Source organism: Pyxidicoccus trucidator (assembly GCF_010894435.1).
In the GTDB taxonomy this organism is placed as follows: Bacteria; Myxococcota; Myxococcia; order Myxococcales; family Myxococcaceae; genus Myxococcus; species Myxococcus trucidator.
This window is the reverse complement of sequence record NZ_JAAIXZ010000012.1, coordinates 220972-244032: the sequence shown is the minus strand read 5'-3', so window position 1 is coordinate 244032 and position 23061 is coordinate 220972. Positions and strand designations below refer to the sequence as shown.

19 protein-coding genes are annotated in these 23061 nt (G+C 71.7%); 6 read left to right on the top strand and 13 right to left on the bottom strand.

The window, feature by feature from the left end; translation table 11 throughout:
- Positions 1-19 precede the first annotated feature (19 nt).
- Complete coding sequence (locus tag G4D85_RS30680) at positions 20-397, top strand: hypothetical protein (RefSeq protein ID WP_164017588.1); 378 nt, start codon at positions 20-22, stop codon at positions 395-397.
- 54 nt (positions 398-451) lie between these two features.
- On the top strand, positions 452-1693 hold the full coding sequence (locus G4D85_RS30675) for a substrate-binding domain-containing protein (protein WP_164017587.1): 1242 nt from the start codon (positions 452-454) through the stop codon (positions 1691-1693).
- A 35-nt stretch (positions 1694-1728) separates the two neighbouring features.
- On the opposite strand, the gene G4D85_RS30670 is transcribed toward G4D85_RS30675, so the two are convergent.
- Positions 1729-2583: an alpha/beta fold hydrolase gene (locus tag G4D85_RS30670; protein ID WP_164017586.1), complete on the bottom strand. Its 855-nt coding sequence runs from the start codon at positions 2581-2583 to the stop codon at positions 1729-1731.
- A 269-nt stretch (positions 2584-2852) separates the two neighbouring features.
- On the opposite strand from G4D85_RS30670, the gene G4D85_RS30665 reads away from it, so the two are divergent.
- Positions 2853-3428, top strand: a complete 576-nt coding sequence (locus tag G4D85_RS30665) for a Uma2 family endonuclease (RefSeq protein WP_164017585.1) — start codon at positions 2853-2855, stop codon at positions 3426-3428.
- Positions 3429-3675: 247 nt separating this feature from the next.
- Positions 3676-4251, top strand: coding sequence for a Uma2 family endonuclease (locus tag G4D85_RS30660; protein WP_164017584.1), 576 nt, complete (start codon positions 3676-3678; stop codon positions 4249-4251).
- Positions 4252-4262: 11 nt separating this feature from the next.
- Here G4D85_RS30660 and G4D85_RS50400 read toward each other — a convergent pair whose 3' ends face one another.
- The 7 genes from G4D85_RS50400 to G4D85_RS30625 all read right to left on the bottom strand — a co-directional run bounded on the left by G4D85_RS50400 (position 4263) and on the right by G4D85_RS30625 (position 11927).
- Positions 4263-5138, bottom strand: coding sequence for a DMT family transporter (locus tag G4D85_RS50400; protein WP_164017583.1), 876 nt, complete (start codon positions 5136-5138; stop codon positions 4263-4265).
- Positions 5138-6475, bottom strand: coding sequence for a hypothetical protein (locus tag G4D85_RS30650; protein ID WP_240359581.1), 1338 nt, complete (start codon positions 6473-6475; stop codon positions 5138-5140). Before G4D85_RS30650 ends, G4D85_RS50400 begins: the two co-directional genes overlap by 1 nt.
- Positions 6476-6480: 5 nt before the next feature.
- Positions 6481-6792 (bottom strand): 4a-hydroxytetrahydrobiopterin dehydratase, encoded by a 312-nt coding sequence (locus G4D85_RS30645; RefSeq protein ID WP_164017582.1) that lies wholly within the window; start codon positions 6790-6792, stop codon positions 6481-6483.
- Between the two features lie 53 nt (positions 6793-6845).
- On the bottom strand, positions 6846-8219 hold the full coding sequence (locus tag G4D85_RS30640; RefSeq protein WP_164017581.1) for a hypothetical protein: 1374 nt from the start codon (positions 8217-8219) through the stop codon (positions 6846-6848).
- The gene (glpK, locus tag G4D85_RS30635) at positions 8219-9709 is read right to left on the bottom strand and encodes a glycerol kinase GlpK (protein ID WP_164017580.1); all 1491 of its coding nucleotides are present in this window, start codon (positions 9707-9709) and stop codon (positions 8219-8221) included. Before glpK ends, G4D85_RS30640 begins: the two co-directional genes overlap by 1 nt.
- A 91-nt stretch (positions 9710-9800) precedes the next feature.
- Entirely contained in the window at positions 9801-10040 is a 240-nt protein-coding gene (locus G4D85_RS30630) for a hypothetical protein (RefSeq protein ID WP_164017579.1), read from the bottom strand.
- Positions 10041-10205: 165 nt separating this feature from the next.
- Positions 10206-11927 (bottom strand): ligand-binding sensor domain-containing protein, encoded by a 1722-nt coding sequence (locus G4D85_RS30625; RefSeq protein WP_164017578.1) that lies wholly within the window; start codon positions 11925-11927, stop codon positions 10206-10208.
- A gap of 361 nt (positions 11928-12288) precedes the next feature.
- Here G4D85_RS30625 and G4D85_RS30620 point away from each other — a divergent pair, with 361 nt between their 5' ends.
- Positions 12289-13254, top strand: coding sequence for an MBL fold metallo-hydrolase (locus tag G4D85_RS30620; RefSeq protein ID WP_164017577.1), 966 nt, complete (start codon positions 12289-12291; stop codon positions 13252-13254).
- On the opposite strand, the gene G4D85_RS30615 is transcribed toward G4D85_RS30620, so the two are convergent.
- Positions 13229-14074, bottom strand: coding sequence for an AraC family transcriptional regulator (locus tag G4D85_RS30615; protein ID WP_164017576.1), 846 nt, complete (start codon positions 14072-14074; stop codon positions 13229-13231). The two genes, G4D85_RS30620 and G4D85_RS30615, sit on opposite strands and share 26 nt — an antisense overlap.
- 216 nt (positions 14075-14290) lie before the next feature.
- Here G4D85_RS30615 and G4D85_RS30610 point away from each other — a divergent pair, with 216 nt between their 5' ends.
- Complete coding sequence (locus G4D85_RS30610; protein ID WP_164017575.1) at positions 14291-16663, top strand: sel1 repeat family protein; 2373 nt, start codon at positions 14291-14293, stop codon at positions 16661-16663.
- A 19-nt stretch (positions 16664-16682) separates the two neighbouring features.
- Here G4D85_RS30610 and G4D85_RS30605 read toward each other — a convergent pair whose 3' ends face one another.
- From G4D85_RS30605 to G4D85_RS30590, 4 genes are all read right to left on the bottom strand, one after another.
- Positions 16683-18371, bottom strand: a complete 1689-nt coding sequence (locus tag G4D85_RS30605; protein ID WP_164017574.1) for a hypothetical protein — start codon at positions 18369-18371, stop codon at positions 16683-16685.
- Between the two features lie 170 nt (positions 18372-18541).
- Positions 18542-19801, bottom strand: a complete 1260-nt coding sequence (locus tag G4D85_RS30600) for a lipocalin-like domain-containing protein (RefSeq protein ID WP_164017573.1) — start codon at positions 19799-19801, stop codon at positions 18542-18544.
- A gap of 4 nt (positions 19802-19805) precedes the next feature.
- Entirely contained in the window at positions 19806-22343 is a 2538-nt protein-coding gene (locus G4D85_RS30595) for an ABC transporter permease (protein ID WP_164017572.1), read from the bottom strand.
- Positions 22340-23056, bottom strand: coding sequence for an ABC transporter ATP-binding protein (locus G4D85_RS30590; protein WP_164017571.1), 717 nt, complete (start codon positions 23054-23056; stop codon positions 22340-22342). Before G4D85_RS30590 ends, G4D85_RS30595 begins: the two co-directional genes overlap by 4 nt.
- Positions 23057-23061 lie beyond the last annotated feature (5 nt).

Below are 23061 nucleotides of genomic sequence, written 5' to 3'. Positions count from 1 at the left end.
TCCTTCACGAGCCACACCCATGCCTTCCCTTCCTCCCCACTCGCGCGGCTTCGCCTGGCCGCGCGTTCCCTCCTCCCGCCGGGTGCGCCGCGCCCTGCTCGTGCCGGTGCTGCTGCTGGCGGGCGCCGGCTGCTCGCTGGCCCTGGATACCGAGTCCGCGCAGTGCACCGCGGACTCGGACTGCGAGCGCTTCGGCACCTACCCCCTCTGCCAGGAGGGGGTGTGCGTGGCCTCCGGGCTCGGTCCGCAGGGCTGCTTCCGCGGTGCCGCCTCCAGCGAGGAGCAGTTCCTGAATCAGTGCACGCGCGCGGACTGCGTGCCCTTCGACAACTGCGCGCGCCTGGGGTTGTGCGACTCCAGCGGCGCGCTGCCCGACCTCGTTCCCCGGCCTCCCTGAGCCGCCTCGTCCTCTTCCCTCCGGTTTCCGCTCCTTCCCGAAGACGTGCCTCCCATGAGACTTCCCGCCCTTTCCGGCGGCCCGGCGCGCGCGCTGGCCCTGCTCCTCGCCGCGCTCGCCGTCCCGGCCGCCCACGCGCAGACGAACACGCCCACCATCTCCTGTCCCACCACCCAGGTCGTCTACGTGGCGGGCTCGTCGGCCGTCCGCTCGTTCCTCACGGTGGTGGCGCCGCTGCTCGCCCAGGACACGCCCGCCTATAGCGTCGTCTACCAGGCCCAGGGCTCGTGCACCGGCGTCACCGCCATCTACAGCGCGGACCCGACGAAGCGGGTGATGAAGGACATTCCCGCCGCGGGGACGCGGGCCGCCAACTACGCCATCCTGCTCAAGGCGGACGGCTCGGCGCAGGAGTGCTCGCTGCCGCCGGAGGGCGTGCTGGTGGACGTCGGAGTGTCGGACGTCTTCGCCTCCACGTGCGCCGTCGAGGCCCCCGCCGGGGTGCAGATCGCCGACTACGAGGGCCCCATCCAGCCGATGACCTTCGTGGTGCCGGTGAACTCCACGCAGAAGAGCATCAGCGCGGAGGCGGCGTACATGGCCTTCGGCATGGGCGGCAACGCGGGCAAGGCCACGCCCTGGCTGGAGGCCTCGCTGTTCTTCGTGCGCAACGCGAGCTCCGGCACGCAGCAGATGATTGCCCGGGCCATCAGCGTGCCGGCCGACAAGTGGTGGGGCGTGGACCGTGGCGGCAGTGACGGCGTGCGCAAGAACATGAAGCTGCTGCTGGACGCCAGCTCCTCGGAGAAGGCCATCGGCATCCTCTCCACGGACGTGGCGGACGAGGAGCGCTCCAACCTGCGCATCCTTGCCTTCCAGGCCCGGGGGCAGAAGTGCGGCTTCCTGCCGGACTCGACTCCGTTCGCCAAGGACAAGGCGAACGTGCGTGATGGCCACTACCCCATCTGGGGGCCGGTGCACTTCTACACGCGCGTGGAGAATGGCCTGCCCACGGCCGCCGCAGGCGCGCTGGTGAGCCGCTTCGCCGCCCCGCAACTCGAGCAGCCGCTGCTGGAGGCCATCATCAACAAGCACCTGGTGCCCAAGTGCGCGATGAGGGTGAAGCGCACCACGGAGATGGGCCCGCTGTCGCCCGTCACCTCCGGCCTGCGCTGCGGCTGCTTCTTCGACAAGGTGGCCAACGGCGCCTCCTCCTGCACGCCGTGCGGTGGCCCCGGGGACTGTCCGTCCTCGGCGCCCTCCTGCAACTACGGCTACTGCGAGCAGGGCGGCTGACGTCGTCGAGGCGGGCCTCTCGGGCGTTCGCCCCGTCAGGCCCGAGCGGCGAGCGTGGCGGAGCGGGAGCCCTGCTCCGCGCGCTCCAGGTGCTCCACCAGCAGGGCGTTGACCTCCGCGTCGCGGGTCATCGTCATCGCGTGGGCGGTGCCGCCCAGCTCGACGTAGCGCGCGCTGGGAATCCCCTGCGCGAGCTCGCGGCCGGAGGCGGGCGTGGCGATGCGGTCGTGCTCCGCGCTTGCGACGAGTGTGGGGAGGCCGGCCAGCTCGGAGAGGAAGGGCCGTGCATCCGCGCGAGCCATGGTCCTCACCTGCTGCATCAGGACGGGCGGGGACTCCGCCAGGTCGCGGTCGAAGAGGCCGGCCAGTTTCTTCGCCATGGCGTCGGGGTCGACGGCCGCCAGTTCCCCAGGGGTGAGCACCATCTCCATGAAGGCCCGTTGCCGCATGCGCCGGGTGCCAAGGCGCGTGCGCAGGCCCACGCCGACCAGCCATGGCGTCAGCTTTGACGGCGCCGCGCCATTCGCGAAGGTGCACAGGAGCGCGAGGCTCCTCACCCGGGCCCGCGCGCGTCGCGCCACGTACTGCGCGATGAGCCCGCCCATCGAATGCCCGACGAGGTGGGCGCTGTCCCAGCCCTGGGCGTCCATCAGCGCGAGGACGTCCTCGGCCATCAGTTCCAGGGAGAGGGGCTCGGCGGAGGGAACGCTGCGGCCGTAGGCTCGGTTGTCGAAGCACAGGCACTGGAAGCGCGAGGTGAGCGCGTCCAGCTGCGGCCTCCAGCCATTGGCGCCGACGCCCGAGCCCTGGATGAGCACCACGGGAGTTCCCTGTCCCTCCACGAACCAGCTCAGGTTGCAGCCCCGGTGCGGTGTCGCGCGTCGTTCCATGGCCCCTCCTGGGGAGATGGCCGGTGACGGTGACATGGCATGGATGCGAAAGGCGAGCCGCCGGTGACGGGCGCGTCATGGTTGCCAGTGCTTGCGCTTCTTGCCTCGTTTCCGCCGGTGGCGACGTGAGGGGTGGGGTGCGGGCTCCTTCCAGTGTCAGACCTCTGGGGTAGGAAGAACTGGACACGCGGTCGTGGGTGGGGTTCCACTCCAGGGAGGCAAGGTCGATGATGGAAGGGTGGGGAGTTGGTGGACTGGGGAGTTCCGAGATGGGCAATGAGACGAAGCGTCCTGCCACCTATGAGGACCTGCTGGCACTGCCCGAGCACGTGGTCGGGCAGATCATCGACGGTGAGCTCATCGTCATGCCGCGGCCGGCGAACCTCCACGCGGTGATCTACTCCAGACTGCTCGCCGACCTGAACGGCACCTTCGAACATGAGCGAGGAAGGTTGGGCGGATGGTGGATCGTCGGTGAACCGGAGCTGCACCTCGGCCGCGATGTCCTGGTTCCAGACATCGCCGGTTGGCGAATCGAGCGCATGCCAGATGTACCGGTCGCTCCGTATTTCACCCTGGCACCCGATTGGGTGTGCGAGGTGCTCTCTCCCTCGACCAGGGCGCTCGACCGGAAGCGCAAGCCGGAAGTCCATGCGCGCGAAGGCGTTGGCCATATGTGGTTGGTGGACCCGGAATCACGGACGCTCGAGGTGCTTCAGCAGCAGGACGGGCAGTGGGCGCCGCGAGGCACGTGGTCGGGCGATGCCTGTGTCCGGGCTGCGCCCTTCGAAGAACTGGAACTGAATCTCGGAACCCTGTGGCTGCGGAAGCCTCAGGCCCCCTGACCTGACGTGACTCACTCCCGCGAGGGGGTCGCCACGGGAGCACGGGCGCTGCCTTCGCGGAGAGCGCGAGCAGCACACCCATCTCGTTTCCGCCGGTGGCGACGTGAGGGGTGGGGTGCGGGCTCCTTCCAGTGTCAGACCCCTGGGGTAGGAAGAACTGGACACGCGGTCGTGGGTGGGGTTCCACTCCAGGGAGGCAGGGTCGATGATGGAAGGGTGGGGAGTTGGAGGACTGGGGAGTTCCGAGATGGGCAATGAGACGAAGCGTCCTGCCACCTATGAGGACCTGCTGGCGCTGCCCGAGCATGTGGTGGGGCAGATCATCGACGGTGAGCTCATCGTCATGCCGCGACCGGCGAGCCCGCATACGGTGGCTCATTCCGTGATGCTCAGTGACCTGCTCAGCGCCTTCCAGCGAGGGCGGGGAGGGCCAGGAGGCTGGTGGATCCTGGACGAGCCGGAGCTGCACTTCGGCAAGGATGTCCTGGTGCCAGACATGGCGGGGTGGCGCCGCGAGCGGATGCCCCAGATTCCGCGAGTGCCGTACTTCACGCTGGCGCCGGACTGGGTCTGCGAGGTGCTCTCACCCTCCACCGCGTCACTGGACCGGAAGCGCAAGCGGGAGCTCTACGCGCGCGAGGGCGTCACGCATGTGTGGCTGATAGACCCGGACACGCGGACGCTGGAGGTGTTCCAGCGGCACAACGGAAAGTGGGTGGAGCGAGGCACCTGGTCGGGTGACGCTCGCATCCGGGCCGAGCCGTTCGAAGCCGTGGAGCTGGAGCTGGGAGCCCTGTGGCCTCCCGAACTGGATGCCCCCTGAGCTGACGTGACTCACTCCCGCGTGGGCGCGGCCACGGGAGCACGGGGCGCTGCCTTCGCGGAGAGCGCGAGCAGCACGCCCATCAGCAGCGCCGCTCCCGCGAAGACGAGCCGCTGAGTCAGCGTCTCACCGAGCAGCAGCACGCCACCCACCGCCGCCAGCACCGGCACCGAGAGCTGGACGATGGCCGCGCGCGTCGCCGTCAGGTGCGGCAGCGCCGCGTACCACAGGCTGTAGCCCACGCCGGACGCCAGTGCTCCCGAGGCCACCGCGAGTGCCACTCCGTGCCCCGTCGCGTGCGGCGTCCCCTGCACCCACAGCCCCACGGCCGACAGCGCCGCCGCCATGGGCACGGAGCGCAGGAAGTTGTCCGCGGTGGCGGCCAGCGGGTTCCGGTTGCCACGCCCCCGCAGCGAGTACACGCCCCACGCCACGCCCGCGCCCGCCATCAGCGCCGCGCCCACCGGGTCCGGCGCGGAGCCTCCGGGCGCCGTCAGCCCCACCAGCCCACTCAGTGCCAGCAGCAGGCCCGCCACCTCGCGGGCCTTCGGCCGCTCGCCCCGCGCCAGGCCCATGCCCAGCATCGTCGCCTGCACGCAGCCGAACAGCAGCAGCGCGCCCACCCCCGCGGGAATGCGCACGTACGCCAGCGAGAAGCCCGCCGCGTACACGAAGAGGGCCAGCGCGGAAGGCCAGGAGCCTCCCGTGTACCGTCCGCCCCGGACCCGCAGCAGCACCGCCAGCACCAGCGCGCCGGACACCAGCCGCACTCCGGTGAAGGAGGCCGCGTCGATGAGTCGTCCACCGCCCGCCAGCGCCGCGCGGCACAGCAGCGAGTTGGCCGCGAAGCCCACCAGTGCCAGCACCGTGAGCAGCCCCGTGCGCATCACCGCCAGAACCCGATGGACAGGCCCACGTTGGTGTACCGGCGCGCCAGGTCGAAGGACGCGGTGACGGCCCAGTCCTCCCAGTAGCGCAGGACGAACACCTCGAAGCCACCCGTGAAATGGGGCCGCGCCGGCCGGCCGTCGAAGGGCGAGGGCTCCGCATAGACTCCCGCCCGGAGGCGAATCATGCCCGGCACCGTGTCGTGCTCCACGCCGAGGCGGGGCGCGAACTCGGCGGCCTGGCCCACTGGCTGCGCCTCCGCCGTGGAGGCGAACGAGCGCACCGGCACCGCGTTGTCCACGCCGGAGATGAGGTCCACCTGCGCGCTCAGCAGCCACCGTCCCGCGGGCGCGTCCTTCGGCTCCTGCTCCGGCACCGGCAGCGCGTCGCCCTCCACCAACAGCTGCCGACGGGCCGCGGGCGACAGGCGGTTGTAGCGATGGGCGCCCTCGCCGAAGCGCCAGCTCGCGCCCAGCGACAGCACCGCCGGCGCCACCACCGCGCTGAAGAGCGTCCGGCCCGCGAGCACCGGCGCCTGTCCGTCCTCCTGTCGCAACTCCGCCACCACCTCCGGCCGCACCGTCACACCCATGCGCCACGCGCGCCCGTGTGGCCGGTAGAGGATGTCCACCTCCACGCCCGTGTCCCCGTAGCGAAGCTCGTCACCACCGGAGGCGAGGCGGAAGGAGGCCTGCGCCGCGTAGAGCCCCAGCGCGATGATGAAGTCGTCCTGGCCGAAGGCCACCGCCCCCGCCAGCACCGACTGTGTCAGCGACACGCGGATGCGCTCGGAGTCCGTCGCACACGCCACGGTGGCGCAGTAGGTCACCACGCTGTTGCGCAGCGCGAAGCCCATGCCGAAGCGCTTGTATTGCAGCAGCAGCCCGCCCAGCAGCTGCCGGCTGTCCTCGGACTCGTCCGGCCGCCCGTCGTTGTCGAGGTCCCGCTTGCGCCCGCCAGTGAAGGGCAAATCCAGCCAGGTCAGCGTGACGCCCAGGTCCCAGTCCTTCTCCAGCGCGGCGCCCCGGTGCGCCAGCGCGGCCAGGTTGCTGGGGAAGCCCGCCGCGCCCTCGGCGATGCCCACGTACGCGCCACCCAGCGCCACCACGCGCGCCGAGCCCAGCAGCGAGCCGGGGTTGTAGTACAGCCGCTCCGGATGCGGCGCCTCGGGCTCGGCGTCCTGCGCCCGCGCCGCCGGGGCCACGGCCAGCACCGCCGCGCACAGGAGCACCACCGCGCACCGGGTGCCCACGCCGCGCACGTCCATTCCGTGGGTGCCCGGGGTGCCAACGCTCGTGTCACCCGGACGCCGCGCCGTCGAGGTCTTCGGAGACACGGTGCTCACTTCGCGCGCACCACCTCCGCGAAGAGGCGGTCGGCCTCGGCGGCCAGGGCGGTGTCGCGGAAGGTGAGGCCCCCGGCGTCATGGGTGACGAGCGCCAGCGTCACCTTCCGCCAGCGGATGTCGATGTCCGGGTGGTGGTCCGCCTTCTCCGCCGCGTGCGCCACCTTCTCCACGAAGGCGATGCCGGCCAGGAAGGAGGGAGCCTCGTAGGTGCGGCGAATCATCCCGCCCTCGTGCTTCCACTCGGGGTGCTGGGCGAGGAAGGACTGGAGTGCCTCGGGGGCGAGCAGCGTGCGGTCAGGGGCCATGGCCCTCTTTCTACCCGCTCCCGCGCCCGAGGAAAGCCGTCAATGCCCTGCCGTCAGCGGGTGGACTGCCGTGGGTACACAATGCTGCTGGACGCACCGTGTATCCAGAGGAAGTTCTGTCCGAGGTAGGGCTGGCTGCTACTCGACGGGCGGGGCAGCAGCTCCAGCTCCAGCAGCCCCCGCGCCGCATTCCAGCGAGGCGCGACGAAGGGCGTACTGCCGCCCAGCGTCGCCAGATAGGGGACGGCAGGCCCCGGGCGCAGCGGGGGCAGGGTGACGGTGAGCTGCCCATCCAGCGAGAGACTGCCTTCCTCCAGCAGCCGGCCACTGGTGGCCGTGAAGCGGCGGAGCGTGTCCGCCGGTGCCGTGACCGACGAGCTGAGGGTGCGCGTCCACACCACGCCCTCTTCGTAGCCCACGGGGTCGCCCACCAGCGTGTGACAGGCTTCGCCCGACACGGGGTGGTACGTGCCTCCCTCACCGGGCTGGAACGGGCAGGCCTGGGTCCGCGTCTCGAAGGTCCGCGGGTCGGAGACGCGCGTCACCACCAGCAGCCTCGCTCCCGCGCGCACCAGCAGCCCGCCCACGTTGTCCCCGCCGAACAAGCTCATCCCCTGGGGGACCCACACGTTGGTGGGCGCGGTGGCGAGGCCGTCCTCCTCGGTGAAGGTGTAGCGGTGCAGGAAGGATTCGCTCAGCAGCACCAGTTCGTCCGGGCTGGCGAGCCGCGCGTAGGGGGGCCGATAGAACGTGCCCGAGCTCGCCCCGGGAGGGTAGGGCGCGGTGCCGGTGAGCTCGAGCAGGCCGGTGCCGGTGTCGACGTAGCGGAGCACCCGCTCCCCATCCACCGTCCACACCACGTCTCCGGCCACCGCCATGATGATGGTCGGCGTGGTGCTGAGGGACTGGGGCGCGTCGGTCAGCTCGCGCCGGGCCTCGACGCCACACAGCCAGGTGCCCCGCGTGGTGCGGTCCACATAGGGGCAGACCGTGCTGGTGGGAAGGTTCACCAGGGCGGGCTCCTCGCGGCGGTCCTCTCCCGCGAAGATGCCGAGCTGGTGGAGGCTGCCCACCGGGGCGAAGGCGACGATGACGTGGTGGCGCCCCCGCACCGTGGGCGTGAAGCGGATGGTGGCCGTGTTGCCGTCCCCGGTCAGTGTCGCCGTGGCGGGCACGGGCTGGTTCTCCGGGTCCTTGACCTCCACGGTGACGGACTCGGGCTGCCGCGGCGAGTCGGGCGCGTCGCAGGCCCGGGTCAGGTCGGCGCTGATGCTGAAGATGGCCTCGTTGCCCACGCCAACGACAGGCGAGCCCTGCCGCTGGGGCGGCGCGCCGTTGAAGCAGGGCATGGGCTCGCTCGGGCAACCGCTGCCGCCGCCCAGCGCGAGCAGGGCGGTCAGCACGCACATCCAGCGCGAGGCCCTCATCACGCCCGCTCCACAGCCCGCTTCCACTTGGCCAGGTGCCGCTCGCGGACGTCGGCCTTCATCTTCGGCTTGAAGGTCTTGTTCGCCTTCCACGCGCGGCGGATGGCGTCCGGGCTGTCCCACACGCCCGCGCCCAGGCCACCGAGGAACGCGGCGCCCAGGCTGGTCGTCTCGAGGTTGCGCGGGCGCACCACCGGCACGCCGAGGATGTCCGCCTGGTACTGCATCAGGAGGTCATTGGCCGCCGCGCCACCGTCCACCTTGAAGACGGGGATGTCCCGCCCGCTGTCGCGGCGCATGGCGTCCGCCAGGTCGTGAAGCTGCAGGGCGATGCCCTCCAGCACGGCGCGCGCGAGGTGCGCCACCGTGGTGGAGCGGTCGATGCCAGCGAAGAGGCCGCGCGCCTCGGGACGCCAGTGCGGCGCGCCCAGGCCCGCCAGCGCCGGGACGAAGACCACGTCCCCGGAGTCCTTCACGCTGGCGGCGAGCGCCTCGATGTCCGGCGCGCGCTTGATGGCCTTGAGCCCGTCGCGCATCCACTGCACCGCGGCGCCGGCGATGAAGCTGCTGCCCTCCAGCGCGTAGGTGGTGGTGCCGGTGCCGCCCAGCCGCCACGCCACCGTGGTGAGCAGGCCGGAGTTGGAGCGCACCGGCGTGGTGCCGGTGTTCATCAGCAGGAAGGCGCCGGTGCCGTACGTGCACTTGGACTCGCCGGGCTCGAAGCACGCCTGGCCGAAAAGGGCAGCCTGCTGGTCTCCCGCCATGCCCGCCACCGGCACGCCGTCCGGCAGGCTGCGCATGCCGCGCGTGGTGCCGTACACCTCCGCGGAGCCGCGAATCTGTGGCAGGCACGCGGCCGGCACCGACAGCAGCGAGCGCATGTCGTCGTTCCACTGCAGCGTGGTGAGGTCCATCAGCAGCGTGCGGCTGGCGTTGGACACGTCGGTGACGTGGGCCATGCCGCCGGTGAGCTTGTAGACGAGCCAGGTGTCGATGGTGCCGAAGCACACGTCACCCTTCTCGGCGCGGGCGCGCGCGCCCTTCAGGTGCTCGAAGAGCCAGGTGAGCTTGGTGCCCGAGAAGTACGGGTCCACCACCAGGCCCGTGACTTCGCGCACGCGGGGCTCCACGCCCTTCTCCTTGAGGCGCCGGCACAGCTCGGAGGTGCGCCGGTCCTGCCAGACAATCGCGCGGCCCAGCGGCTTGCCGGTGCCGCGCATCCACAGGCCCGTCGTCTCGCGCTGGTTGGTGATGCCCACCGCGGAGATGTCGCGGCCGTTGAGGCCCGCGTCCTTCAGCGCCCGGGCGATGCACCACTCGCTGGTGGTCCAGATTTCGTCCAGGTCGTGCTCCACCCAAGAGGGCTTGGGGAAGTGCTGGGTGAACTCCTTGTAGGAGCGGCCCACCACCTGGAGCTTCGAGTCGAGGATGGAGACGTGGGTTCCGGTGGTGCCCTGGTCCAGGGCCAGCACGTACTTCGTCTTCGGCATGGGGTGAGTCCTCCCAACGGCAGACGCCAGCTTGGGGGGAACCTACTCCAGCCAGGGGGGCGGGCAGGCGAGGTTCCTGCCCGCCGCCTGCCTAGTAGCCGTACGGACGACGGTTGCCCAGGAAGCGGCGCATGCCGTACGCCGCCAGCCCCCCCATGGCCATGCGGCCCAGGGTGCTGCCGAGGAAACCGCCCGACGAGGCCCGGCTGCGCCCATAGCCGAAGCCAATGGGACGGCGCCCATAGCTGGTGCGCCCGCGATTCCAGCCGCCGGAGCCATAGCTGCGACCACTGCGGGAGAGACCTCCGAGAATGCTTCCCAGAAGAGACATGGTGCCTCCTGTGCGTCATTGGGTTGAAGGCCCCCGCGGGGAGCGAGAGCCCCCCGCGAAGGCGGAGTGCCTTCAAGGTGACGCCTCCCCCCGGCGGGGACACCCCCTTTCCGGACGGGAGCGCCCCCGGGGCCTGGTGGCGGCCCCGGAGGCAGGCAGGCGGACTCAGCGCCCGGTGTAGATGCCGATGGCCCCCGGGTGGACGATGGTGCCCGTCGCGTCCCGGTAGGCGCTGAAGGCCACCAGCACCTTGCGGCTGTCCCCGCTGCCCACCACCTGGATGTCCCAGACGGGCCGGCCCGCGAGGTTGCCGAGCACGCTGTTGTGGCTGACGAAGTCGCCCTCGGTGTGCATCCGCATCAGGCCCCGGCCCCAGCGGTGGCCAATCCACAGGCTGCCGTCGCGCGAGTCCCGCTCCAGCGAGGAGACGAAGCGGTCCGAGGTGCCGTCCAGGTAGTACCCCGTCACCACGCCCGCGTCGCTCAGCTTCGCCAGGCCCCAGGCGAAGCTGGAAATCCACACGGTGCCGTCCGGCATCAGCACCAGGTCGCTGACGACGTCGTCCTTGCGCTGCTCGCGGGTGGGAATCTGCGGCTCGGCCACGGCGTCCGGCCACAGGTCGATGCGGTTGGCCCGGTGCTTCTTCTCCTCCGTCTGCTTGCGCGCCACCTCGAAGTTCCACGGGGCGCCGGTGCCCACGTGGCCGAAGGCGTTGGTCATTATCTTGAACCGCGAGGTGCGGATGTGCGTGCCCATCCACACGTCGCCGTCGGGACGCACCGCCACGCCCCACACGTCACCCGCGAGCCGGCTGTCCTCGCTGGTGCTGTCGTTCATGGCGATGGCCGGGTGGACGTGCTCCATGACGCCGAACTTGCAGCGCTGGCGCGTCTCGCGGCCCACCTCATTCCCGGCCGCGTCCTTCTCGATGTAGACCCACTGGTTGGCGGCGAGAATCTCCGGGTCGGAGCACGTCTCGGCGCCCTCGTAGTCCGGCTCACCCCAGGCGAGGCCGTGGTTGGAGGCGAACCAGAGGCTGTTGCGCTGCTTGTCCCAGACGATGCGGTTCACCGAGCAGAGCTTCTCGCGGTGGCCATAGCCGGGCACCGAGTGCGCGGGCGAGTGGATGTCGTAGTGCACCACCCGGAGCGTCCCGTCGTCCTTCAACTCCACGCGGTCCGCGTCGCCGCTCTTGAAGATGGCGGGGTCCTCGAGCTCGCCGGGGGCCTTGTAGAACTCGCTCTCGCAGTTGAGCTGGCCCTGGTAGCCGACCCAGACGGTGCCCTCGGGGCCGCCCGTCACCGCCGTCACCTTGAGGTAGCGCTTCTCCGGCAAGGGGTCCTTGCCCTTCCACGGCGCCCACGGCTTCAGGCCGTCAGCCAGCGTGTAGCAGCGGAAGGTGGAGGCGTCCGGACGCAGCAGGCACAGGCCGTCCTCGCCGCCCGCCACCCAGAGGTTGCCGCCCTCGTCCATGGTGATGCCCAGCACCTCGCGCGGAGCGCCCTGCGCGGCGCCGAGGAAGCGCCAGTCCTTCGAGTTGGGAGGCACGTTGTCTCCGCCCGGGTGGCCCGAGCCGCCATCCGGCGTGCCCGCGTCGGGAGGAGGCGGCGGCGGGTCCTCGCCGGTGCCGGAGTCGGGCGTGCCGGAGTCGGGCTCCTCCTCTTCAGGAGGCGGGTCCTCGTCGTCGGGGGGCGGCTCCTCCTCTTCGGGAGGCGGGTCCTCGTCGTCGGGCGGAGGCGGCGTGTCGTCCCCGGGCTGCTCCTTGGGAGGAGGCGAGGGGTCCTCGATGGCCGGACGGGTCTCTGGCGCTTCGCCTCCGTTACACCCGACCCACAACACCGCTCCCAGCAGTCCTGCCCACCACCTGCCTCGTCCCAGCCAGTGCATACCCTGCTCTGCCTCTCCAACGTCCTTCGACGGACGTTCCACCCGTTGCCACTGAGCCCAGAGGCAAGCGGAGTGCCAGGAGTTGACGCGCGGTGAAGGGCGCGCGGCGACGCAGGGAGGGAAGCGCACGGGGTGGGGCAGGGTGCCGCCTTGCCCACGCGGGGAAGTCCCACGCCTGACCCGGCGGTGCGGCGGGGGCGTTCAGTGGCGGTTGGCTCGACGTCGGGACGGCTCGGGAGGCGTGGCGGATGGGAGCAAATCCACGGCGGATGCGCGCAAGCGCGCCAGGGGCCGTAACGGCATCTTCCGCATCGCTCGCCGGGACATGTGGCCCCGGCACTTCGACACGAGGACACGGAACATGGCTTTCACGATGAAGCTGGCGGTGCTGTCGCTGGGTGCGGTGCTGGCGGTGGGGTGCGCGGGTTCGAGGGCGAACCTGGCGGACGCGGAGGTGGCGCGCTACACGAGCGACGCGAGCGGGTTCGACACGCACTCGTTCTTCTATGACACGGGCGCGGAGGTGGTGGTCTTCGACGCGCAGTTCACCGAGGCGGAGGCGGAGAAGGTGCTCGCCGCCGTCCGGGCGAGGACGGGCAACCCCATCCGCTATGTCGTCGTGACGCACCCGAACCCGGACAAGTTCAACGGCGTGGGCGTGTTCCAGCGCGCGGGCGCGAAGGTGGTGGCGAGCGCGGCCACCGCGGCGGCCATCCCCGCGGTGCATGCGTACAAGAAGTACTTCTGGGTGCAGGTGGCGAAGGCCTTCACCGAGGAGACGTACCCCGCGCAGGCCACGGTGGACGTCACGTTCAGCGGCACATACGCGCTGCCGCTGGAAGGTGGCGCGAAGGTGGAATTGGCCGAGCTGAAGCACCCGGGCGTCACCACGACGCAGACGGTGGCGTACGTGCCGGGCCGCAAGGCGCTCATCGTGGGAGACCTGGTGCACCACGGAGCGCATGCGTGGCTGGAGGGCGGCCTGCGTGACGGCAAGGTGGTGCCGGACGTGGATGGGTGGAAGGCGGCGCTGGACGAGCTGGCCGCGTGGCCGGACGCGATGGTGTACGGCGGCCGGGGCGAGGCCGCGCCGGTGACGGAGGCCATCCGCGCGCAGCAGCGCTACCTGGACGGCATGGTGACGGTGGTGACGGGCTACGCGGCGGAGCTGGGCGGCCGCAAGGCGGAGCTGTGCGGTGACGCGGCGGCGCCGCACTACGCGGAGCTGGAGCAGCGCGCGGCGACGGCCTTCCCGGAGTACTCGCTGAAGTACATGGTGGGGTACGGCGTGTACGGGCTGGTCAACCGCCTCGCCTGCGGCGGGTAGCCGGCCTCGGAGTGGCCCGGGGTGGCAGCGTCACGCCCCGGGCGACGCGCTGGCGGAAGTCGCGGGGCCGCTCGCTGGTGAAGGCGGTGAAGGCGTGGGTGAAGGCGGCGAGGCTCTCGAAGCCCACCGCGTAGGCCGTCTGGGTGACGCGGGCGCCGTCCTCGGCCAGCAGCTCCATGGCGCGGAGCATGCGGGCGTCGTGCAGGAAGCGGCGCCAGGAGGTGCCGGCCTCGTCCTCGAAGCGGCGCGCGAGGGTGCGCTGGGAGAGCCCCGCCGCCTTCGCCGCGCCCGCGAGCGTGACGGGGCCGGTGAGCCGGGCCAGCGTGTACGTCATGGCGCGCTCCAGCTCCGGGGTGCGGGCGCGAGGCAGCTTCCACTCGCGAGGCTCCGCGGCCCACTCCGTGAGCAGGTGGGCGAGCGCGGAGAAGAAGCTCTCCGCCACCGCGTCGCGGGGCGCGCGCTCCGGGCCCCAGCGGGTGGAGTAGAGGAGCATCTCCCGTGCGAGCGGCGGCAGGACGAAGACGCGGCACTCGCCCTCGGGCGCGGCGGGGACTCGGGAGGGCTCCAGGTACACCGTGCAGAGTGTCGCGGGCTGGGTGGCGCTCACGCGGTGGCGGGTGCCTCCCGCGAGCCAGGCTGCGCGCTGCGGTGGGAGCAGCCACTGCGCGTGGGCCACCTCCAGGTGCAGCGCACCCCGTGCGGCGTAGAGGAGCTGGTGCCGGCGGTGGGTGTGCCAGCCGGAGGCGAAGGGCGTCAGCTCGTCGGTGAGGCAGAAGGCGGACGCGGGCGCAGCGTCCACGTCCACCAGGGGCTTGGGCACGGCTCCTCCGTTCTTCCCGTGTGTCGATGACAGCGCCTCCGAAGAGGCCCGGTGCTGGAAGCCCGAGGATGGGCAGGAGTGCGCCTCCGCGCCAGGAAGATGCGACCGGCCCGTGGTGGCCGCCGGAGAGCCCTGACGGGGCCAGGGCCCTTCTGTAGAGTCCGCCCGGTTCGCGCTCCTGCTGGCTCGTACGCTCGCCACATCCCTGGAACCTCCATGCGCCTGCTCCTCACCCTCCTGCTCATCCTGGTCGGGCCCGCCTGTGCCACCGGACGTGCCGCCCACGACTTCGTGAACCCGTGCGACGGCTCCGACCCGGCCGCGTGCGCTCGCTTCGTCGCGGCTGTTCGCGGTGCCGACCCGGAGCAGCCCGCCATCGGGCAGCAGGTCGTCCGCGCCTGTCTGGCCGGGGACACCGAGGCCTGCCACCTTCACGCGAGCACCCTCATGCTGAAGCCCCGGGAGGAGTTCGCGGAGGACAACCGGCGCGGCTTCCTGCTCGCGAGCCGCCTCTGCGAGGAAGGGCACATCCCTGCCTGTGTCAGCGCCGGCAGCTCGCGGCTGTGCGACGCGCCCGCCGAGTGCGAAGCCCTGCTGGGACGCGCGTGCGGCGCGGGCGAGGGGCGGGCCTGCACCGTCATGGCCCATCAAGGCGTGGAGGAGGCGCGGCAGGTGACACTGCTCGACCAGGCCTGCGCCGCGGCCCGTCCGGATGCGTCCGCGTGCTACTCGCTCGGGAGCTGGTACCGGGAGCGCGAGGCGTCAGCCCCTGAGCGCGCGAAGGCCGCGCCCCTGCTCGAGCGCGCCTGCGGCCTCGGAGTGCCCACCGCGTGCTACGAGCTTGCCCTGCTCTCTCGCGAGTCACCCGATGGCGCGCAGCGGGCCGAGTCCCTCCTGGCGCGCGCGTGCGCGGCGGGGGAGGAGGCCGCGTGTGGCGAGGCCTTCCTCGCGCCTTGCCGTCAGGGACAGGCGGCGGCGTGCCGGCGTCTCGGGGCCGTGCAGGTGCAGGATGCGGAGGCGATGAAGCGCCGCACGCAGGTGCTCGAGGGGGCGTGCTCTCTCAAGGTGGCCGAGGCGTGCGGCGCGCTGGCCCAGCAGGGACGCGGGGACTGGGCCCGAGGCTGCGAGCTGGGGGACGCACGGGCGTGCATCGAGGCGGCCCGGGAGCGCCTTCAGGCGGCGTCCCGCACCGGAGCGGACGGGAAGCAGCCCGGCCTCGCGTTGCTCGAGCGGGGCTGCGCCTCCGAGCACCCGGCGCGGAATGATGCGTGCGAGCAGCTCGCGAGCTGGCTTCTCGCGGACGCGCAGCTGGGGGACCCGGGGCGCGCCGTGGAGCTGCTCGAGCGTGGCTGCCAGGCGGGGCACGCCGGCTCGTGCGAGACGCTCGGAACCGCCTGGTGGGACGCCCGGGGCGTCGAGCGTCACCGGATGAAGGGGCTGGAGTCCTACGCACGGCACTGCGAGCTCCAGCCCGGGCAATGCTCCAGTTCCATCCAGGAGTTCCGCGCTCAGTCCCAGTCGTGCGAGGAGGGCGCTTCGCGCGGGTGCCTCGAACTGGGACGGCTTCTCGACGCGGGCGACGAGCCGCTGAAGGCGGACGACTGGGCGGCGGTGAGCAAGGCGTACCAGCGTGCGTGTGAGCTGGGGGAGGTCGAGGGGTGCACGGCGATGGTCCGGACGTTCGTCGGGGGACGCGGGCAGGACCGCTCACTCGCCCTGGTCATCCAGACCGCCGCACGCGCGTGCAAACTCGGCGACGTGGAGTCGTGTGCTCAGGAGAAGCAGTACTCGGCGCTCCAGGCCGGGTGCGCGGCGAACAAGCCCGCCGAGTGCCAGCGGCTCGCCGACTTCCAGCTCAAGCCGCCAGCGAGCGCGGCCGACCGGGAGCGGGGGGTGGCCCTCCTGGAGCGTTACTGCCAGCGGGGGACGGCCCCCGCGTGCGTGCGACTGGCGGAGCTGTTCGAGTCGGATGAGTGGGGCTTCGAGCCGGAGCTCCAGCGCACCGTGGCGTATCAGGAGCGGGCGGTGAAGGCGGGCGCCGAGGGCTATCTCTTCCCCTCGCTGATGGACATCCAGGCGGCGCGCGCCGCCTGTGACAAGGGGGAGCCCAAAGCGTGCGCCGAGCTGGCCGACGGCTACCTCTCCTCGTTGAAGGTGATGCGCAAGCCCGCGGCGTCCACGTCGCCCGACTGGGCGCATGCGAAGGCGGCGCTCGAGAAGGCCTGTGGCCCTGGGCGCGCGGAGCCGTGTCTGACGCTGGCCGGCGTGTTGCTCGGCGGTGCGCGTATCGTTCGTGCCCCCGGCGCGGGGCAGGCACTGCTGGAGGCGCACTGCACGCAGGCGCCGGGTGTTTGCGAGCCCATGCTCGCGGAGTTGATGAGTGGGGAGCTGCCCGGGGCCTCTCCCCAGCAGACGCTCGGCCTGCTGCGAAAGACGTGCGATGCCGGGATGAAGGATTCCTGCTTCATGCTCGGCACGGCGCATGAGGAGGGACGGTTTGGCCTGGAGCCGAGCGCGGCCTCGGCGGCGGAGGTGTACCGCAAGGCCTGCGACGCGGGCAGCCAGCGGGCCTGCTCGCGTCTGCGGTAGCGCGTCGCCCGGCTCCAGCTCACCGCCTGCGGTAGTAGCCGCTCTCGCAGGCGTTGGCCCGGGTGGCGAACACCGTCCGACCGGCGCCGGAGCTCCACTTCGACTGGAACGCCAGGCAGCGGGACTCCGGGTACTGGTGGCAGGTCAGCGGGAAGAGGCAGTCCATGACGTCCCGGATGTGGCTCTCCATGGCCGTGGTGAAGCCGTACGCCGCTGACGCGTTGCGCCCCTGCGCGCCCATGATGTCTCCGCCCGGCTGCGCCACGTTGACGGAGGTGCGCCCGCCGTTGGTGTGGCCGAGGTAGCACCCCGTGTTGCCCGTGCAGCTCAGGCCGATGTTGTACTTCGTCACCGACGCGGGAATGCACGTGCGCCCGCCGTAGTACGCCAGGCCCGGGTCGCTCAGCCCTCCCAGCCAGAGGCACTGCGGGCTGCTCCCACTCGCCTCGTGGGCCTGGCACGTCGCCGCGCTATAGGTCCAGCAGGCCGCGTTCGGGTCTCCCGCCATCAGGGTGATGAGATGGGTCACCGTCAGCGACGAGCCACACCACGACGGGCAGCCGGGCGCATCCGTGTTGGGCGACAGGGCCGACACCAGCGTCGCCCCCGCATCCCAGGGCAGGGTGTACTCCTCCGTGAGCTGGCCAATGCCGTGGCCCAGCAGCTCGTGCTGGAGGATGCCGCGGGAGAAGTCGTAGTCCCACGCGCCGGAGGACGGACGCGGCAGCTCGCCTCCGAAGTTCGTGGCGCCGTAGGAGCCGTATGAGCCCGTCTTGACGGAAATCTGCGCGTCGATGTTCGCGCAGTACAGGAAGCCCTTGGCCGCGCGCGGGTCCGTCGCCGGGTCCTCCACCGCGACGTAGAAGTTCATCTGTCCGTAGTACGCATCGTACGGCACCGTCTGGTCGAGCGGCGCCGTCGCCCGGCCCCCGGGTGCTGGCGGACCGCTCGGGTCCTCGAGGACGCGGCGGACGTTCTCCTTGAGCGCGGTGAGCGACGGGTCCGCCTGGAAGTCCGCCCAGAAGGAGCCCGTCGGCCCGGCGGTCCCCGTCTCCTGGACGATGACGTTGAAGTAGTTGCGCGGGTTCCAGGCCGTCTTCTCCGTGCCCACCACCTTGCAGCGGGCGGGGCAGAGGACGTTCGTCGTCGGAGACGGGTACCACGGCTTCGTCGCCTCCACCGTGCCGCCCAGCAGGAACATCACGTCGTCCTTCTTTTCAGGGAAGGCGAGCGACTGAAGCGAGCCGGCGGTGAACATCCGGCCGTGCTCGTAGCGGGAGTTGTTCACGACGAGCTGCGCGCTACCGCCCCAGCCGCCGTACCGGGAAGTCAGCTCCAGGTAGTAGTAGCGCCCGTGCTGGAGCGGCACGCCGAGCGCGAAGTTGAACCAGTCCTGCTGGAAGCTGCTCAGCGTGAGGGCGAGCGGGTAGGTCCGCGAGAAGACCTCGTTGAGGCAGCCATCGAGGACGCGGATGCGCAGCCAGTCGTCTCGCTTGTCCGCATACACGGGGCCGGCGAAGCGCAGCCAGACATCGTCCGCGCGGTCCACGTGGTTCATGAAGAGCTGCAGGACAGGCCGGTCTGGAGTGAAGCCGACGTAGGTCCGCGAGTTGTCGGGGCTGGCGTTGTAGTTGGTCCGGCTCTCCGGCGCGGCCAGGCTCAGCACCGGCACCAGCAGGACACACGCCACCGCGAGGAAACGACGCATGGGTTGACTCCTCACTCCAAGGGGCACCCACCCTGAACGAGTTCCACGGATTTCCTTCGCGTCGCTTCACACCGCGGTGGGGCCCGCTTCACGCCGCAGTCAGGAGTCACCCAGGACTCGGGCCGTGAGCTGGGAGTCGAGTGCGCGGGAGACTCCGCCTGGTGCTTCCGTCACTTCACCGGGCTGCTCGCGGCGGCCTCGGCTTCGGGCGTCCCGCGCGCGCGTGTCTCGGGACGCCGCGGTCCCTGAATGTCCGCGTACCCCGTCAGCTCCACGTACCCACGGCCCGTGAGCGGCTTGCCCTCGCGCGTGCCCTCCAGCCCCACCGTGCCCTCCCAGTACAGCACGCTCACCGGCAGCTCCTGGTCCGCCATCTTCGGTGTCACCGTGAGGTCCAACCCCAACTTCTCCACACGCAGCCGCCAGCGCGACGGGTACACCCCCGTGCTGCGTGGACTCTTCCACGTGTCCAGCACCTCGAGCCGCACGTCCTCGCGTGACACGCGCACCGGCTCGCTCGACGCCGCGCCGGGCGGAGGCACCCACGTGCCCGCGCTGAACGGGTCCGCCGAGCCGTCCTTGCGGCGGAGCTGGTAGTACATCAGCTCGCTTCCGTCGGAGAGCTGCAGCGAGAACCAGTCCCAGCCCACCTGGTCCGCGCCGAGCGCACTGGTGCTCCACTCGCGGTCCATCCAGCTCTCGCCCTTCACCGTGTACGTCTGCCCGTCCACCCGCACCGTGCCCCGCGAGGGCATCCGCGTCATCGAGTAGTAGTAGGACGCATTGCCCCGCTCCGGCCCCTTCTGGCTCAGGCCCTTGTCACCCTGGAGCACCGGCGGCTTGCCCGGCTCCAGCAGCAGCTCCAGCGCCACCGCGTCCGTCTCCGCGCGCAGCCGCACCGGCCACGTGGCCTCGCCAACGCTCGCGGCCTCCCAGTCCTCCAGCCACACCTTGAAGGGCTTCCCGCTCGCCCCCGCGAGCCCCACCGCCGCACGGCTGAAGCGCTCCGCCGGGTGGAACTCCCCGCCCCCCACGTCCGTCACCGTGAAGTGCCCCAGGTACACGTCGCGCGCGCCCCACGCGGACTCGCGCTGTGGCGCGGCGGGGGCCAGCGCGCTGCGGAACAGGGTGAACTGGTAGCCGAAGGCGCGTCCGTCCTCCGTCTCCAGATTCCCCGTCCAGTACCACCACTCCGTGCGGAACTCCGGGTGCGGGCCGTGGTCCTCGGGGAACTGGAAGGGCCGGGGCTCCACCGCGCGCGCATAGCCCACCGCACTCGTGTCCGCCCCTCCGAGCGCCCCGCTCACCGTGAGCGTTCCTCCCTGTGGCAGGGCCGGGGGCGCCGACTCCCGCGTGACGACGGCGACGGCCACCGCCAGCGCCACCAGCACCACCGCCGTTCCGATGACGAGCCCTCGTCCGCCGCTCATGGCCTCACTCCTCCCGCAGCGCGAGCGCGGGGTTGGCGCGCGCCATCTTCCAGGCCGGGTACAGCCCGGCCAGCGCCGACGCCACCAGCGCCAACAGCATCGCCTGCCACAGCGTCTCCGGTGTCACCGCGAGCTGCAGCGTCCACCCGAACGAGCGCTGGTTGATGACGTGCACCAGCACGTACGCCAGCGCTACGCCCAGCGGCACGGAGAACAGCCCCGCCAGCAGGCCCAGCAGGCCCGTCTGCAGCGACACGAGTCCCCAGAGCTGTCCCGGTGTCAGCCCCGTCGCGCGCAGCACCGCCAGCTCCCGGGCCCGCTCCAGCTGCAGCGACATCAGTGCGCTCAGCACGCCCACGAAGGCCACGCCGATGGCCAGCAGCCGGAGCACCTGCGTAATCGTGAAGGTGCGGTCGAACACCTCCATGGACGCCTGCCGCAGCGAGCGGTTCGCGCGCACCAGCAGAGCCTGCGAGCCCCCGGCCCGCTCGCGCACCGAGGCCACCAGCGCGTCCACGTCCTGCCCCGGCGCAGCATACAGCGCGACGCCGCTCACCCCCCGGTCTTCGTACCAGCGCTCGTAGGTGGAGCGCGGCATCAGCATCGTCCCCACGTCCGAGCCGTAGTCGAAGTACACGCCCACCACGCGGAAGTCGCGCGGCCCCTGGTCCGTGGCCAGTCGCACCGTCCCGCCCACGCCCACTTTGCGGTGGAAGCTGAAGGGCTCGGAGACGAGGAGGGTGTCTGGTGACGCCTCCAGCTCCCGCCATATCGCGGCCGCGTCCCCCTGCTTGAAGCGGTAGGGCCGCGCTGTCGTCCGGGAGAAGTCGATGGCCACCAGGTCGGTGGGTACGCCGTCCGCGCGCGTCGTCGTCACGCGGATGGTGCTGCTCGCGGCGGCGCCGGGCGTGGAGCGCAGGTGCTCGGCCAGTCCCGGCATCAGCGTGGCCGTCCCGCGCCGCGCCACCAGCGAAGGCGGGGAGATGAACACGTCCGCCTGGAGCGACGTGTCGAGCCAGGACATCACCGTGCCCCGGAAGCTGGACACCATGAGGCCCACGCCCACCGTGGTGGCCACCGCCACCATCAGCGCCGCCAGCGCCACCGCCGTGCGACTGAGGCTGGTGCGGACACTGCGCGCCGCCATGCGCCCCAGCATGCCGAAGGCCGCGCCCAGCGGCACCGCCGCCACCGACGACAGCCGCTCCGTCACCCACGGCACCAGCAGCGCCGAGCCCAGCAGCACGGAGAAGAGGCCCCCGTACGCCGGCAGCAGTGCCTGCGTGGGCCACGTCAGCAGCGCCGTGCCTCCGGCCAGTACCAACAACCCCAGCACCGCCAGCTTCGGCGCGCGGCTGCGCGACACGTCCTCCATGGTGGAGCGCCGCATCGTCGTCACCGGCGGAGAGCGCGCCGCCTCCCACGCCGGCACCAGCGCCGCCAGCAGCGTGGCGCCCAGCCCCAGCACCAGCCCCTTGGCCAGCGTGAGGGGCTCCAATGCCAGCCCACGCACGCTCACCACGAAGTACAAGTCGTTGAAGGTCTGCGTGACGAGCCCCACCAGCCCGCGAGCCAGCAGCACGCCTAGCAGCACGCCCGCCACCGTGCCCACTGCGCCCAGCACCGCCGCCTCGCCCAGCACCAGCGCGAAGAGCTCGCCGCGGGTGATGCCCACCGCGCGCAGCCGCCCCAGCAGCCCGCGCCGCTGCACCACGGAGAACGTCATCGTGTTGTAGATGAGGAACATCCCCACCACGAGCGCCAGCAGCGACAGCGCGGTGAGGTTGGTGCGGAAGGCCCGCGTCATCTGCTCCACCGTGCCCGCCCGTGCGGAGGCGCGCACCAACTCCGTGCCCGTGGGCAGCGTCGCCGCCAGCCGCGTCGCCTGCGCCTCGTCCCGCATCCGCAGGTCCACGCGCGTCAGCCGTCCCAGTTGCCCCAGCACCTCCTGAGCGGTGGACAGGTCCGTGAGCACCAGCGCCTCCAGCGCCCGCGCGGTGTCCTCGTCCGCGGGCTCCAGCAGCGCCGACACCCGCAGCCGCTTGTTCACGCCCTCCACCCGCACCGGCAGCTCGCCTCCGGCGGGGATGCCCAGCGCCCGCGCGGCCCGGCCGCTCAGCAGCACCGTGCCCGGCTCGGTGAGCAGCGCGCCCACGTCGCCCACCGCCTCGCCCTTCGCGTAGTCGCGGAACGGGGCCTCCGCGAACGGGTCCACTCCCAGCACCGTCAGCGTGCGCCGGTCGCCCACCCCCGCCTGCACGTGGCCCTCCACCACCGGCGCGGACACCGGCGCGTCCTTGCGCAGGCGCAAGTCGCGGTACACGTGCTCGTCCACGCCCGAGGAGCCACCCACCAGCTGATGCGTGGCGCGGCCGGCCACCGCGTCCGTGGAGCGCTCGAAGGCTCGCAGCGCGCTGTCGCTCGCCAAATCAATCGACACCACCACCGCCACGCCCAGCGCGATGCCCAGCAGCGACAGCGCCGTCAGCCACGGGTGGCCGCCCAGGTGGCGCAGGCTGGAGCGGACCAGCAGCCCCTTCATCGCGTCTCCCTTCGCGCCGGCTCGCGCTCCACGAGCCGTCCACCCTCCATCGACAGCACGCGGTCCGCGCGGGCCACCATGCCCGGCTCGTGGGTGACGATGAGCGCGCACGCGTTGCCCTGCCGCGTGAGTCCCTCCAGCAGGTCGAGCACCTGCCGCCCCGTCGCCTCGTCCAGGTTGCCGGTGGGCTCGTCCGCCAGCAGCAGCGGCGGGGAGTGCGCCAGCGCCCGCGCCACCGCCACGCGCTGCTGCTCGCCGCCGGACAGCCGGTCCGGGAAGCTGCTCGCGCGCGTGCCCAGTCCCACCCGCTCCAGCAGCGCCCTCGCCTTTGCTCCCGACTCCGCGGCGTCCTTCCCGTTGAGCTCCAGGGGCAGCCGCACGTTCTCCTCCACCGTCAGCGTGGGCAGGAGGTTGAAGGCCTGGAAGATGAAGCCGATGCGCTCGCGCCTCAGCAGCGTGCGCTCGCGCTCGCTCAGGTTGCCCAGGTCCTTGCCATCCACGCGCACCTCACCCTGGCTGGGCACATCAATGCCGCTGATGAGGTTGAGCAGCGTGGATTTTCCGGAGCCGCTGCGGCCCAGCAGCACCACGAACTCGCCCCGATACAGGGAGAGGCGGACGCCGGAGAGCACCTCCCTCACGGTGTCGCCTTCGGCGTAGGCCTTCGTGACGTCGCGCAGCTCGACCAGGGGCGGGGTGTCGGACGGGGGCATGGGCG

What these genes read in the sequence shown, in the direction of transcription:
- G4D85_RS30680 (WP_164017588.1), top strand. Translation starts at nt 20, where the DNA reads ATGCCTTCCCTTCCTCCCCACTCGCGCGGCTTCGCCTGGCCGCGCGTT.
- G4D85_RS30675 (WP_164017587.1), top strand. Translation starts at nt 452, where the DNA reads ATGAGACTTCCCGCCCTTTCCGGCGGCCCGGCGCGCGCGCTGGCCCTG.
- G4D85_RS30670 (WP_164017586.1), bottom strand. Translation starts at nt 2,583, where the DNA reads ATGGAACGACGCGCGACACCGCACCGGGGCTGCAACCTGAGCTGGTTC.
- G4D85_RS30665 (WP_164017585.1), top strand. Translation starts at nt 2,853, where the DNA reads ATGGGCAATGAGACGAAGCGTCCTGCCACCTATGAGGACCTGCTGGCA.
- G4D85_RS30660 (WP_164017584.1), top strand. Translation starts at nt 3,676, where the DNA reads ATGGGCAATGAGACGAAGCGTCCTGCCACCTATGAGGACCTGCTGGCG.
- G4D85_RS50400 (WP_164017583.1), bottom strand. Translation starts at nt 5,138, where the DNA reads ATGCGCACGGGGCTGCTCACGGTGCTGGCACTGGTGGGCTTCGCGGCC.
- G4D85_RS30645 (WP_164017582.1), bottom strand. Translation starts at nt 6,792, where the DNA reads ATGGCCCCTGACCGCACGCTGCTCGCCCCCGAGGCACTCCAGTCCTTC.
- G4D85_RS30640 (WP_164017581.1), bottom strand. Translation starts at nt 8,219, where the DNA reads ATGAGGGCCTCGCGCTGGATGTGCGTGCTGACCGCCCTGCTCGCGCTG.
- glpK (WP_164017580.1), bottom strand. Translation starts at nt 9,709, where the DNA reads ATGCCGAAGACGAAGTACGTGCTGGCCCTGGACCAGGGCACCACCGGA.
- G4D85_RS30630 (WP_164017579.1), bottom strand. Translation starts at nt 10,040, where the DNA reads ATGTCTCTTCTGGGAAGCATTCTCGGAGGTCTCTCCCGCAGTGGTCGC.
- G4D85_RS30625 (WP_164017578.1), bottom strand. Translation starts at nt 11,927, where the DNA reads ATGCACTGGCTGGGACGAGGCAGGTGGTGGGCAGGACTGCTGGGAGCG.
- G4D85_RS30620 (WP_164017577.1), top strand. Translation starts at nt 12,289, where the DNA reads ATGGCTTTCACGATGAAGCTGGCGGTGCTGTCGCTGGGTGCGGTGCTG.
- G4D85_RS30610 (WP_164017575.1), top strand. Translation starts at nt 14,291, where the DNA reads ATGCGCCTGCTCCTCACCCTCCTGCTCATCCTGGTCGGGCCCGCCTGT.
- G4D85_RS30605 (WP_164017574.1), bottom strand. Translation starts at nt 18,371, where the DNA reads ATGCGTCGTTTCCTCGCGGTGGCGTGTGTCCTGCTGGTGCCGGTGCTG.
- G4D85_RS30600 (WP_164017573.1), bottom strand. Translation starts at nt 19,801, where the DNA reads ATGAGCGGCGGACGAGGGCTCGTCATCGGAACGGCGGTGGTGCTGGTG.
- G4D85_RS30595 (WP_164017572.1), bottom strand. Translation starts at nt 22,343, where the DNA reads ATGAAGGGGCTGCTGGTCCGCTCCAGCCTGCGCCACCTGGGCGGCCAC.
- G4D85_RS30590 (WP_164017571.1), bottom strand. Translation starts at nt 23,056, where the DNA reads ATGCCCCCGTCCGACACCCCGCCCCTGGTCGAGCTGCGCGACGTCACG.